General features: G+C 43.8%; 12 protein-coding genes and 1 pseudogene. 11 read left to right on the forward strand and 2 right to left on the reverse strand.

The genetic code is table 11. The features are described 5' to 3' along the window. Nucleotides 1-35: 35 nt before the first annotated feature. A complete protein-coding gene (locus tag NZD81_RS13910; RefSeq protein WP_282373751.1) occupies nt 36-2,804 on the reverse strand; it encodes a DEAD/DEAH box helicase in 2,769 nt (922 codons plus the stop codon). Continuing rightward, complete coding sequence (locus NZD81_RS13915) at nt 2,791-4,401, reverse strand: SWIM zinc finger family protein (RefSeq protein WP_069838559.1); 1,611 nt, start codon at nt 4,399-4,401, stop codon at nt 2,791-2,793. The genes NZD81_RS13910 and NZD81_RS13915 overlap by 14 nt, the downstream gene beginning before the upstream one ends. A gap of 202 nt (nt 4,402-4,603) precedes the next feature. On the opposite strand from NZD81_RS13915, the gene NZD81_RS13920 reads away from it, so the two are divergent. The 11 genes and pseudogenes from NZD81_RS13920 (at nt 4,604) to NZD81_RS13970 (ending at nt 13,191) form a co-directional block, all read left to right on the forward strand. Further along, nucleotides 4,604-4,747 (forward strand): YwzD family small protein, encoded by a 144-nt coding sequence (locus NZD81_RS13920; RefSeq protein WP_003242876.1) that lies wholly within the window; start codon nt 4,604-4,606, stop codon nt 4,745-4,747. Nucleotides 4,748-4,980: 233 nt separating this feature from the next. After that, nucleotides 4,981-5,727 carry a protein-tyrosine kinase activator TkmA gene (gene tkmA / locus NZD81_RS13925; protein WP_014665652.1) on the forward strand — a complete coding sequence of 249 codons (747 nt, stop codon included), beginning with the start codon at nt 4,981-4,983 and terminating at the stop codon, nt 5,725-5,727. Then, on the forward strand, nt 5,717-6,433 hold the full coding sequence (gene ptkA, locus NZD81_RS13930) for a tyrosine-protein kinase PtkA (RefSeq protein ID WP_148343272.1): 717 nt from the start codon (nt 5,717-5,719) through the stop codon (nt 6,431-6,433). The genes tkmA and ptkA overlap by 11 nt, the downstream gene beginning before the upstream one ends. A 47-nt stretch (nt 6,434-6,480) precedes the next feature. Further along, a complete protein-coding gene (locus NZD81_RS13935; RefSeq protein ID WP_014665650.1) occupies nt 6,481-7,245 on the forward strand; it encodes a tyrosine-protein phosphatase in 765 nt (254 codons plus the stop codon). A 194-nt stretch (nt 7,246-7,439) separates the two neighbouring features. Beyond that, nucleotides 7,440-8,762, forward strand: a complete 1,323-nt coding sequence (uglF, locus tag NZD81_RS13940; RefSeq protein ID WP_014665649.1) for a UDP-glucose 6-dehydrogenase UglF — start codon at nt 7,440-7,442, stop codon at nt 8,760-8,762. 213 nt (nt 8,763-8,975) lie between these two features. Then, nucleotides 8,976-9,761 carry a YwqG family protein gene (locus NZD81_RS13945; RefSeq protein WP_040081592.1) on the forward strand — a complete coding sequence of 262 codons (786 nt, stop codon included), beginning with the start codon at nt 8,976-8,978 and terminating at the stop codon, nt 9,759-9,761. A 58-nt stretch (nt 9,762-9,819) separates the two neighbouring features. Continuing rightward, a pseudogene (locus NZD81_RS13950) lies at nt 9,820-9,923 on the forward strand (hypothetical protein); the annotation flags it as partial. A 219-nt stretch (nt 9,924-10,142) separates the two neighbouring features. Beyond that, a complete protein-coding gene (locus NZD81_RS13955) occupies nt 10,143-10,565 on the forward strand; it encodes a YwqH-like family protein (protein WP_010332155.1) in 423 nt (140 codons plus the stop codon). 9 nt (nt 10,566-10,574) lie between these two features. Next, nucleotides 10,575-10,835 (forward strand): YwqI/YxiC family protein, encoded by a 261-nt coding sequence (locus NZD81_RS13960; RefSeq protein ID WP_003227825.1) that lies wholly within the window; start codon nt 10,575-10,577, stop codon nt 10,833-10,835. An 18-nt stretch (nt 10,836-10,853) separates the two neighbouring features. Further along, nucleotides 10,854-12,665 (forward strand): ribonuclease YeeF family protein, encoded by a 1,812-nt coding sequence (locus NZD81_RS21215; RefSeq protein ID WP_206868695.1) that lies wholly within the window; start codon nt 10,854-10,856, stop codon nt 12,663-12,665. Nucleotides 12,666-12,672: 7 nt separating this feature from the next. Continuing rightward, nucleotides 12,673-13,191 (forward strand): hypothetical protein, encoded by a 519-nt coding sequence (locus NZD81_RS13970; protein ID WP_014665644.1) that lies wholly within the window; start codon nt 12,673-12,675, stop codon nt 13,189-13,191. Nucleotides 13,192-13,201: the final 10 nt, after the last annotated feature.

Below are 13,201 nucleotides of genomic sequence, written 5' to 3' on the forward strand. Positions count from 1 at the left end.
AGCTGGCTCTATAGAGCCAGCTTTTTTAGTCATGATCATTGCGCTGTTGCGCTTAATGTAAACAGTTCTTCGAGCTCCTGTGTGGAAAGCTCGGTAATCCAGTTTTCACTTTGGATAATTTGATCGTTCAGGGTTTGCTTCGATTCGAGCATGGCATCAATTTTTTCTTCGATTGTTCCAGTCGTAATCATTTTATGAACGTGGACAAAGCGCTCTTGGCCTATGCGGTATGCACGGTCAGTCGCTTGATTTTCAACCGCGGGGTTCCACCATCTGTCATAATGGATGACGTGATTGGCGGCGGTCAAATTAAGTCCCGTACCTCCAGCTTTGAGTGAAAGTATCAGTGTCGGATATTCTTTCCTCTGGAATTTCTCAACGAGTGTATCCCGCTCCTGCTTGGAGAGACTCCCGTTTAAAAATTGCACAGGTTCCCCGAACGTTTTTTCAAGCAGCCGCTTCATCATGTTCCCCATCTGAATGTATTGCGTGAAAATCAGGCAGCTTTCGTTTTGGGCGCGGATCGCTGTCATCAGTTCCAGCAATTTTTCGAGCTTGACTGATCTGCCAGCCAGCAGCTCGGTTTGCTCTTCCTTTAAATAGAGCGCGGGATGATCGCATATTTGCTTAAGCCGTCCGAGCATGCTGAGGATCAGTGCTTTTCGCTGCATGCCGGTCAGTGATGTCATATGGTCAAACGTGTCTTTGACAAGCTGCTCATAAAGTGATGCCTGTTCGGCTGACAGCGGGATAAATTCTTTTTCTTCCAGCTTCTCAGGAAGATTAAGCGCGACCTCTTCATCACGTTTGGTCCGCCGCAGAAGGAACGGCCGGATTAACTGCTGAAGCTGTCCGATTCTCTTTTCGTCCCGGTCTTTCTCGATCGGCAGCACATAGCGTTTGTGGAAGCCTGTCAAACTGCCGAGGTAGCCTTTATTCATGAAGTCAAAAATGGACCACAGCTCAGTCAGACGGTTTTCCATCGGCGTGCCGCTCAGCGCAATATGATGAAGCCCCTTCAGCTTTCTGATTGCGCGTGATTGCTTTGTATGCGCGTTTTTAATATTTTGCGCTTCATCAAGGCAAATCGTGTTCCAGGTCACAGAAGAAAGCTCTTCAGCATCGGCATGTGACAGCCCGTATGAAGTGAGCACCACGTCTGCGTTTTCGTAATGAGCGGTGAAATCATCACCCTTTATACGGCGCGGCCCATAATGGAGCGCGACAGACAGATTAGGGGCAAAGGTTTGAAGCTCCCGCTGCCAGTTGCCGAGTACGGATGTCGGCGCGATAATCAAATGAGGCGTTTTTTGCCGGCCGCTTTCCTTCACGTGCAGGAAATAGGCGATCATTTGAATCGTTTTCCCAAGCCCCATATCGTCAGCCAGACAGGCGCCAAAACCGCTTTCCCGCAGAAATAGCAGCCAGTTCATGCCGTATTTCTGATAAGGGCGGAGTGTCCCTTGGAAAGAAGGGCTGACTTCGTGCTCCGGCAGGTTTTCTGCGGCAGTGAGCTTTCGAATCAGTGACCTGAGCTGTTTGGACAGATCAAATTGAATACCGGCAAAAGCGGATGTATCAATCAGATCTGAATCCTCAAGCCCGCCTTCCCCCTGATCCATTAGTTCGCGCGCCAGAATATCAGACATGTGGAGTCCTTCCGATTCCGCTTTTTCCATCAGGCGTTTCATCTGTTTGATAAACTGCGGATCGATTTTTACCCATTGCCCCCGTATATTAACGAGGCGCCTGTTGCTGGCGACGAGCTCATTAAATTCAGCCTCGGTCAGCTCGATTCCATTTGTCGCAAACCGCCAATTGAAATCAAGCAGCGCATTCATGCCGACAAATGACTCGCCGCGCGGGGCCGACGACACTTTTGCCTTCAGCATCATGTTGCTGTCTCTGACGATCTGCCACCAGGATGGGAGCAGAATTTCAACGCCCATATCGACAAGCGTCTCACTTGCTTCTGATAGGAAGATCCAGGCTTCTTCCTCAGAGATCAGCGTTGTCCCTGAATCAAATGACAGCCACGGAACCGTTCTGTGAAAGCGGTCCTGCTCACGCGCAATTTTATCGCTGTACGCCTGCCACGATTTTTTGAGGCTCTTCAGCCCGTCAAAAAATTCTACAGCACCGCTCTTTTTATCACGTAAAAACATTTCGATTTTCCAATCGTCTCCGTCAAAGTCCGGTTCATTTAAGCGCAAGCCGACTGTAAATGGAGATTGACCGTCAATCCAGCCAATCCCCTCCAAAAAATCCTCTTCATCAAGAAAATGGCCGCGGAATGTCGTAACCGCAGGCGATTTCTCCTTGATGTGTTCCCATTTCTCCCGCAGGTCATCGTCATATTGGATGTAATCCTGAACGGCAGCGGAAAACCATTCCGCAGTAAAGCCTTCCAATATATTGTCGCGGTCCTTCCAGCGAAAAACACCGTTTGTCCATGCTTCATAGTCAGGCATAAAATCGCCGTCTGCGATAAATTCATAGATGGTCGATGCCGCCTCGATCAGCGGCTCCGTTTCTTTTGTAAGCTGCACGGAGCTGAATGAGTTGAACGAGTTTTTGCCGAGAAGCTCTACAGTCATCCATGGAGATAGCAGAACAGCAGTCGTCCCGATGAAGCTGACATCCTCAAGAAAGGTTCCATAAAATGAGGATTCATGCCATTGGAACAAATGCTTTTTCATATGGGTGTAGGGAAGAGGCTGCTCATTCTCATCAAAGGCCGAGAGCGTAAATGATCCATCTTCCATTTGTTCGACGTGGATGAGAATTTCTTTAAGACTCGCCATCAATCAACTTTCCTTTCTGCAGTTCTTCTTGAAGCGCGCGCAGGCGCTTGTAATGTGAGCTCAGCTGCTGAATATACCGCTCCCACACCTTCAGCTTCTTCGCTTTTCTGTACAGGGTGCGCAGTTTTTTCAAATACCGTGCGGCTTCCTTGTACGAGCTGCGGTTCTTCTGATCGATAAAAAAGGACACTTCTCTATGGTAAGCGGGTATAAGCGCCTCTGGGTCGCTCGCTCCAATTTCCTTCAGCATGATTTTATCCATTTCATTGATGGAAAAGCCGACAAGGCTGTGAATTTCAATCCACTCGGCATAGCGTTTTTTTTCATATAAATGATGGCTGTATTCTGTGAACGTATACGGCAGACAGCCCGCGGCATAGCGTTCAAACAGCGCTTGATCATTGGTTTGCTTCACATAGGCATTCAGCAGAAGGAACAGCTCGCCGATCACATCGCGAATCTCTTTAAACGGCTTATCCAGCTTCGTATAACCCATCGCAATCGGTTCAATTTGCTGGTACCATGTTTTAAGCCGTTTCCAGTCCTTCTTGGCAGTCATTTCACTCAGCCATTGGAACGTATAAGGGAGCGCTTCCGGCGGGAATTGATCAACTTCCGCAAAAATCACGTCATCATTCTTTTGCAGGAACTCCAAATGCAGGCGCCCGAATTGCAATTCAGGAGAAAAACGCCGTCCTGCTTCTTTTTTCAATATCTCCTGTTCGCGTGTCACCCATTTTGGACGCGAAAGCAGCGCACTCCAAATTTCACCAAAGACACGGATGCGTTCATATTGGAAAATTTCTTCTTTCAACAGCAAATGCCGGATAACATCCGGTGTTTTATCCAAAAATGGATCGAGCGCAAAAGACAGTGCGTACGTTTTTAATTTATCAATAGAGCTGTAGATTGTATCCATCAGCTGTTCAACGTACGGATTGAGGGAATAAAAATCTTGTTCGGGGTTCAGCTTGCCTGCTTCGATCAATGTGAACATGCGAAGCCAAACCGCAATCGCAGAATGAATCTGATACAGGCTTTTCAGCTCCGGTTTGTTCGGCGCATGTTTTTTTAATGCGGACAGGTAGCCGTAATAGAGGCCCTGCATGTTTTGGCTGCCTTCTGGCGTGCGTGCCTGCCAGAGAGAAAACTCTGAATCAAAAAAAGTGAGCCAGCTTGAAAGCGATTCTTCATTCGGCAGCACCTTTTCCTGAAACTGGCGGCGGACGAGCTCCTTGCTTTCCTCAAGCTTTTCCCTCTCCAGCCAATACTCTGTAAAAGTACCCACTCGCTCGAACATTGCATATACATATAAAAACACAGCCAGCATATGGCGGCAGATTCTTCCGGACGGACATGAACAGCCGCTTTTGACTATGACAAACAAGTTCAATGTGACCCGCACAGGCACAACATCCTGCACGTAAGCCGTAATTTCCGTCGGACTCACTGCTTGTAAACGATAGACTGAATCCTGCCGATATAAAATAAGGGCTTTTTTGATCAGCTGAACATTTTCCTCATTGTAAGGAAGAAGTTCCTTTAACTGTTCAGCAGATGCCAGCACATCGTCTTTGGAAATCATATTCTGAAGCATGATTATCGCTCCTAACCGAGTCACGTAATAAAAAGATCCAATTTCTCTATTATATCGCAACACATCGGCCTTAAAAAGTTTTTCCTAAAAAAGGACATAAAAAATGGGATGTGTCGAATGATGTATTAGAGATTGCAAATTGATAACCGGCATCATATAATAATCGTGTTTTCAACTTATGGAAGCTGAAAGGAAAAAAAAGATGAGTGAAAAGAAATTGAATCAAGAAGAATTTCTGAAAATTTTGATGCATGCACATGAAATTGGTGAGCAGTCATCTGAAATGACGACGAAGGAAATGCTTGAAAATTTGATTTCTCATATTAAAAATGGATATGCAACATAAAAATCCCGCACGCCTTTTGCGGGATTTTTTTATGCGAGATGACGTGACTGCCTGAATAAGAGAAAAAGAGGCAGCAGTGTCAAGACGGTTGGTAAAGCGCTTACATAAAATGAAGGAACATAACGTTTTGTAAAAAAATGTCGAATTATGTCACGTGAAAAGCTTTAGAAATGCGGTTTCAACGTTGTATAATCGTAGATGGAAAAGGATGTTATAAGAGATTTGGAGGTATCATGGGAGAATCTACTAGCTTAAAAGAGATATTATCAACGTTAACAAAACGCATACTTTTGATTATGATTGTAACCGCAGCTGCCACTGCTGCAGGCGGACTCATTAGTTTCTTCGCACTTACACCCATCTATGAAAATTCAACTCAGATTCTAGTCAATCAATCGAAAAACGACCGAAAAGAAGTCCAATTTAACGATGTTCAAACCAACCTTCAGTTAATCAATACGTACAATGTCATCATTAAGAGCCCTGCAATCTTAGATGAAGTCATTAAAGAAATGGGCCTGTCGATGACATCCCAAGAACTGAATGACAAAATTACCGTATCCAGCGAACAGGACTCCCAAGTGGTCAACATATCGGTCAGGGATGAAAACGCGGAAACAGCGGCTCATATTGCCAATACCATCGCGTCTGTCTTTCAAGACAAAATCACATCCATTATGAATGTTGACAATGTCAGCATTTTGTCAAAAGCCGAGGTTTCAGAACATCCGTCCCCTGTATCGCCAAAGCCGCTTCTAAACATCGCCATCGCGTTTGCGGCCGGATTGGCGGGAAGCATCGGACTGGCCTTCCTGCTTGAGCATTTGGATAATACGATCAAATCGGAAGAGCAGCTCGAATCCCTGCTGGACATACCTGTTTTAGGGACGGTTTCCACCATTGCGAATGAGCAGAAAACAGCAAAGGCCATACAGGGTTTCCAATCTGAAAAAGCGGGGAGTGGACATTTTGGCGCTTAGAAAAAGCAGAGGCTCTTGGATGCGCAGGAATGTCATTGCAATGACAGAACCGAAATCTTTGAACTCTGAACAATATCGGACGATTCGCACGAATATCGAATTTGCTTCAGTGGACCGGCAAATGAAATCAGTTATGATCACATCGGCTTGTCCGGGGGAAGGGAAATCAACAACGGCCGCCAATTTGGCTGTCGTATTTGCCCAACAGGGAAAAAAAGTGCTCCTGATTGATGCTGATTTGCGGAAACCAACAGTACATACGGCCTTTTTTCTTGAAAACACGGTTGGCTTAACATCTGTTTTATTAAAGAAAAGCTCAATGGAGCAAGCTGTGCAAGCCTCAAATGAAAAACATCTTGACGTGCTGACGAGCGGCCCGATCCCGCCAAACCCTGCCGAGCTTCTCTCCTCGAAGTGGATGAAGGAGCTTGCCGACGAAGCGAGTGTGGCATATGATATGGTGATTTTTGATACGCCGCCTATTCTTGCCGTAGCAGACGCACAGATTTTAGGCAACGTGGCAGACGGTTCTGTTCTGGTTATTTCAAGCGGAAAAACAGAAAAAGAACAAGCCGCAAAAGCGAAAGAAGCGCTTGAAACGTGCAAAAGCAAGCTCCTTGGGGCGATTATGAACGGCAAAAAGCTTTCAAAGCACTCTGAATACGGTTATTACGGAAATAAAGACAATTTCATGCAAAATAAATAACGTGCATCGTGCCCGTTATTTATTTTTGTGAAAAAGGGGGCTAGGACATGATCGATATTCACTGTCACATTCTTTCGGCAATGGATGACGGGGCAGGTGATTCAGCTGACAGCATAGAAATGGCAAAGGCCGCTGTTCGTCAGGGAATCCGGACGATCATTGCGACACCTCATCATAAAAACGGTGTGTATGAAAATGAGCCAGCCGCAGTCAAAGAAGCGGCAGATCAGTTAAACAAACGTTTAATCAAAGAAGACATCCCTTTACATGTGCTTCCGGGACAGGAAATCAGAATCTACGGCGATGTGGAACAAGACCTTGCGAAACGGCAGCTTCTTTCGCTGAATGACACAAAATACATCTTGATTGAGTTTCCGTTTGATCACGTTCCCCGATATGCGGAGCAGCTTTTTTATGATTTGCAGCTGAAAGGATATATTCCGGTTATCGCCCATCCTGAACGCAACAGGGAAATTCGCGAAAACCCCTCCTTGCTGTATCATCTTGTGGAAAAAGGAGCAGCATCTCAGATGACTTCAGGAAGTCTTGCGGGGACCTTCGGCAAGCAGCTGAAAGCATTTTCTCTCCGGCTAGTTGAAGCCAATTTGATCCATTTCGTAGCCTCAGATGCCCATAATGTGAAAACGAGAAATTTTCACACTCAAGAGGCCCTTTATGTTTTACAGAAAGAATTCGGCCCGGACTTCCCTTACATGCTGACGGAAAATGCGGAGCTTCTCCTGCGGAACCAGACCATCTTCAGACAGCCTCCGCAGCCGGTCAAAAGAAGAAAATTGTTTGGTCTCTTTTAACAGCCGATTCTCATTTCACCACTTTCTTTTTGAGAGCGATATAATAGTGTATTGTATGATTGAATCACATTTCAGAAATCTGTACAGGCTGTACCCGACAGGCTATGCGGGAGATCATTCGCATTCATGATAGGATGTTCTCATACGATATTACGGAAGCTGCAAAGCAGCAATTTAACTGTTGGAGGGAAACAATGAATATTACAGTCATCGGAACAGGCTATGTCGGTCTTGTGACAGGTGTTTCTCTTTCTGAGATTGGACATCATGTAACCTGCATTGATATTGACGCTCACAAGATTGATGAAATGAGAAAGGGCATTTCCCCCATATTTGAACCTGGTCTTGAAGAGCTGATGAGAAAAAATACAGCTGATGGACGGCTGAACTTTGAAACGAGCTATGAGAAAGGCTTGGAACAGGCAGATATCATTTTTATAGCGGTCGGCACTCCGCAGAAAAGCGACGGACACGCCAATCTGGAGCAAATTACAGATGCGGCCAAACGCATCGCACAGCATGTCAAACGAGATGCCATTGTGGTAACGAAAAGCACAGTGCCCGTCGGGACAAACGATTTGATTAATGGACTGATCACTGAACATCTAGCTGAGCCTATCAGTATATCGGTCGCATCCAATCCGGAATTTTTGCGTGAGGGGTCGGCGATCTTTGACACGTTTCATGGAGACAGGATCGTGATCGGAACAGCCGATAAGAAAACAGCCGATACGCTTGAGGAGCTCTTCCGTCCGTTTCAAATCCCGATTTACAAAACGGATATCAGAAGCGCTGAGATGATCAAATATGCCTCAAATGCTTTTCTGGCCACTAAGATCAGTTTTATAAACGAAATTTCGAATATATGTGAAAAGGTCGGCGCCGATATCGAAGCGGTCGCCTACGGGATGGGACAGGATAAGCGGATCGGGAGCCAGTTTTTAAAAGCGGGCATTGGCTACGGCGGTTCTTGTTTTCCAAAGGACACAAACGCCCTCGTGCAAATTGCCGGCAATGTCGAGCATGATTTTGAACTGCTGAAATCGGTTATCAAAGTCAACAACAATCAGCAGGCGATGCTGGTTGATAAAGCGCTGAACAGGCTCGGCGGGGTGACGGGAAAAACGATTGCCCTTTTAGGCCTGTCATTTAAACCGAATACGGACGATATGAGGGAAGCGCCGTCAATTGTCATTGCAGACCGTCTCGCTGCGCTCGACGCCCGTATTAGAGCCTACGATCCCATTGCAGTTAGCCATGCAAAGCATGTTCTCCCGCAAGCTGTTGAATATAAAGAGACGATCGAGGAAGCTGTCAAAGGGTCCGACGCCGTCATGATTTTAACCGACTGGTCTGACATTAAACAATTCCCGTTAGAGGCTTATCCGGATTTGATGGAAACGCCGCTCATATTTGACGGCAGAAACTGCTACACATTGGATGAAGCTTTGGCTGCAGGAGTGGAGTATTATTCTGTCGGACGAAAGGCGGTTGTGCCGTCAGGTTTAATTCAATAATTGAAAAAGAAAGGCTGGTTGCGCACCAGTCTTTTTTTCGTCTATTGCGGTGTGCTGAATACATTTGCTACTATTTAACTATTGTTTGGAAAAGTATGCAGAATTAGAGCTTCTTTACACAATCGTTTGATAAAACATTAGAAGAAACGAAGAAAACCAGAAAATAAAATCTTTCAAAAATTATTGGAGATGCCGGAAAAGGAGAGTCATCTGATGAATCATCTGCCTGAAAAAATGAGACCGTACCGCGAATTGCTGGAGAAATCAGCGAAAGAATACGTAAAATTGAATGTCCGAAAAGGGAAAACAGGACGATATGACAGTAAAATTGCCGGTGATCCCTATTTCCCCAAGCATGAAACATACCCGACTGATGAAAATGGACAGCCGATGAAGCTTCTGGCGCAGATTAATTTCTCGCACATTCCCCAGCTTGACGGCTATCCTTCTTCGGGTATCCTGCAGTTCTACATTTCTGTTCATGATGATGTTTATGGCTTGAATTTTGACGATCGATGTGAACAAAAGGATTTCAGAGTGATCTATTTTGAAAATATCATAGAAAACGAAGACGAGCTTGTTTCTGATTTTTCATTTATTGGAACAGGCGAATGTGATTTTCCGATTTTATCAGAAGCAGCAGTTGAGCCTGTGAAATCTTCGGAATGGGTCCTGCCGACAGATTTTCAATTTGAGCAGTATACGGGCATGGAAACAATGGAGTTCTTTGGCCAGTTCGGCGAGGATGAAGAAGACGTTTATAATGAACTGGCTGAAAACGGATTTGGCCATAAAATTGGCGGCTACGCTTCTTTTACCCAGCATGATCCGCGGGAATACGCGTATAAAGAACACACCATCATGCTTTTACAAATTGATTCAGACGATGATATCGATTCAATGTGGGGAGACGTCGGCATCGCCAATTTTTTCATCACACCTGACGATTTAAGGAAAAAAGATTTTTCAAACGTTCTGTACAACTGGGACTGCAGCTAATACAAGCTTTTGATCCAAAGGGTCATACTTGATTAGAAGCGGAAATAATATAAGCCGAATGACAAAATCAGACGTGGCCGAACCGATGAAGACATAAACATGAACAGAGGCAGATCAACAACATCTGCCTCTTTCAAGTGCCTTTATTACTATGACTTTAGGTATTTCTATTTAATAAAACGCTTTTATTAGCTGTATAACGAACAAAAACAAGAGCATATACCTATGTTTTAAGAGTGTTATAAGCCTAAATTAAGCCATTTACCCTATTTAAGCCGCCTTCTGGCTATTTTAAAATATAATATATGGAAATAAAGTATGGAAAAGTCTATCTTCATCAGCCCCTCCATACGACTTTTTGAGTATTAAGAGGTGATTCAGATGGGTTATGAAAGTATGCTGGCGGATATCAAAAGTTCGCTTAACGGAAAAATTTCCGACGTGGAAGACAAGATCGAAAAGCTGAAAAAAGCAAAAAAGGACATAGACACACTGCAAGAAGAGGCAATCACTGAAATCAAAGAAATTGTAAAACCAGAATTGGGCAAGCACTGGACGGGAACAAAAGCGGATGATTTCGACAAGGGAAGAGAAGAGGCGAAATCGGAAGCATCCAAGATTGTGAATGATAAATATAACGAGTATATGGCTTCGATTCAAAGCAAAATATTCTGGCTTGAGACAGAGAAATTTGAGCTGAATTTGACAAAAAGCGCAGCGAATGCCGCAGGCGACCTTCTTGCTAAAGGAGAAGACTTTGTAGAAGAAGCAGGAAGACAAATTAGTAAACTAAAATGGTGGTGATCTTTTTTTATGTCAGAAATTAAGCTGAAGTACGACACAGTCATCAAAACATTAGATTCTGTCAAAGATGCGCTTGCTGACGTATCAATCGGCGCCGCGGGATCCAATGGAAAAAACAAACTCGATTATACGAAAAAATATCATGAGCGTGAGGAGAACATCAAAACCATGCTCGGAGATTACAAAAAAGCGGTACAGAAAAATATTGAGGATACAAAGGATAACGTAGATTCACTCAAAGAACAGGACGAGGCGATAGCTGTAAAATAGAACAGAAAGGGCAGTGCGATGAGTAAAGTATTTGAATCAAAATCTTTAATCGAAGAAGCGAAGAGCAGAAAAAAGCAATATGAGACGCTTGAAGAGCAGCTGAATACGCTGAAAAAAGCGTTTCAGGGAGTTGCCGATTTAGGCGACAATTTTAAAGGAAAAGGCGCGGATAATATTAAAGATTTTTTTCAGGGGCAGGCGGAAATCGTAGACAGCTGGCTGACGCTTGTCTCTGCTCAAATTGCGTTTTTAAATGGCATTTCAGGAGATATTAAAGATCAAGAACTGAATGATTCATATGTGGAAACTTCTTTTTTGGATCATGAGCTGCCCAATGGAGACCTGAAAGCCTCAGAGATAGTCTCCGCCCATAAAGAAGAAATCGATTCTATTTTGTCAGGCATCAGCGATATTATTGACCTCGACATGTATACGCTTGACGACTATGCAGATAAGATGGGCGATGCCCAAAAAATCAGACGTGACACGATCACAGCTGTCGATAAGCTTGATGAATCCCTGACCACTGAATATCAAAATTTAGAATCTCTAGACAAAGCAGTGCTCACCAAATATTCCGTTCTCATGCAGGCCACCAGCAACGGGAAGAGCGCATCCCCTATGTACTATGACAAAAAAGCCTTCCACAGCAATGAAGTCTACAAAAGCGTCATTGAAGTAGAAAATCAAGGAACAACCTATATCGATGCAAAAGCCCAGCAAGCAGAAGCAAGACGTCTCCAGGAAAAAGCCGAGGAAGAAGCAAACAAACCATGGTACGAAAAAACATGGGATGGAGTTTGCAACTTTACTGGAGAAGTCACTGGCTATTATGATTATAAAAGAGCAACCGAAGGCGTTGATCCGGTTACCGGAGAAAAACTCTCCACCGCAGAACGTGTGACAGCAGGAGCTATGGCCGCTGCCGGATTCATACCGGTCGTCGGCTGGGCAGGCCGGGCCTTCAAAGGCGGAAAAGCCATCTACAAAACCGGAAAAGCAGCTATCGCTGCTGAACACGCTTTAGACGCCTACAAAACAGGCAAATCCTTAGACATTCTCAAAATGACAGAAATGGGTGCATACGGCCTTATAGCGTCAAACGGATTCTCAGAAGCCGTCACAGGCCGGGATATGTTCGGAAACAAAGTGTCTGAGGAGAAGCGGAAAACGGGTGCGCTGGAAGCGGCATTGAGTTTGGTTGGTGCAGGGGCACTGGCGAAGTCGGTTGACAATACGTTATCGATGGGAAGAAATCTTGACAAGAGTTATTCTTTTTCTAAAATTAAGCAAAGTGGTCATATAAATAAAGAACAGATTGTTACTTCGACTGGCCATACATTTGACTTAAAGCCAGAGAAGAAACAATTATATACGAAAAAAGTGAATAATGATAAGTTACAATCAAGTGAAAAATCTGTCGATCCTGTTGAACACTCAGTAAGTTATTACAGAGTTCAAGGAGGAGGAGCAGGAAATAAAACAAGTCAGTATAGAATTAAAGTAAATAGTGACGGAAGCATTACTATTCCTATTAAAAATGCTGATTTAAACATAAGTGCTTACAATTTAGAACACGCTAAATATTATCGAGATGTAGCAAGACCAGGCGGAGAAATTGTAGAATTTAAAGTGCCTAAAGAGGTTGATGATTTAATTAAGGAGACAGTCATTGATCAGTATGGATATACTAAAAACCCTCGTAACCAGGGAAGGACTGCTCCAAAGCTTGTTGATCCTACCACACCAGGAGTTAGTTATGAACTTCCGGCGGAACCATGGATAGAGTGGTTAGAGGAATATGGGCATTCCGCCAAAAAAATAGAATGAGAAAGTGGTGTTTTCGTTGTTATTAAAACCGGAGTATGCCCAAAATATAATAGTCGGGGTAAAGGCTTCTTCTCAATTCTCATGGTATCTAACAGAAAGAGATGTTTGGATACTAGATATCATGAAATATAAAGAAGCCTATGAAAAAAACGGGTTTAGTTTTGATATGGACTTTGCTCTTTCTCTAAGAAATAACATTTTAGTTGTAAATGAAGATAATTATCGTCTTTATTTAAAAGAATATACTGACTACATTATCCCGTCTTCAGAATTAAAAAAGTTAGTTGAACATCAGGATTATGAAAGTACTATTCTAGAATTAAGGCCATCATTATATATAGACTTTAATCAAAAAATGCTTCTTTCGCTGTATCCTGAGTTATTACCTTTTGAAAATTATGTTCCTAATAATTGGACAGGGGTTCGGGAAGACTTTACTAGTTATATTCCTGAAGAGGATAGATACTGGATTTTTGATGATGTAAATTATATAGACAAAGTTTTTAATGAGAAAGAAAGAGAGTAAAGGAGAAAAT

It is taken from the genome of Bacillus sp. B.PNR1 (genome assembly GCF_030386235.1).
Taxonomy (GTDB): Bacteria; Bacillota; Bacilli; order Bacillales; family Bacillaceae; genus Bacillus; species Bacillus stercoris.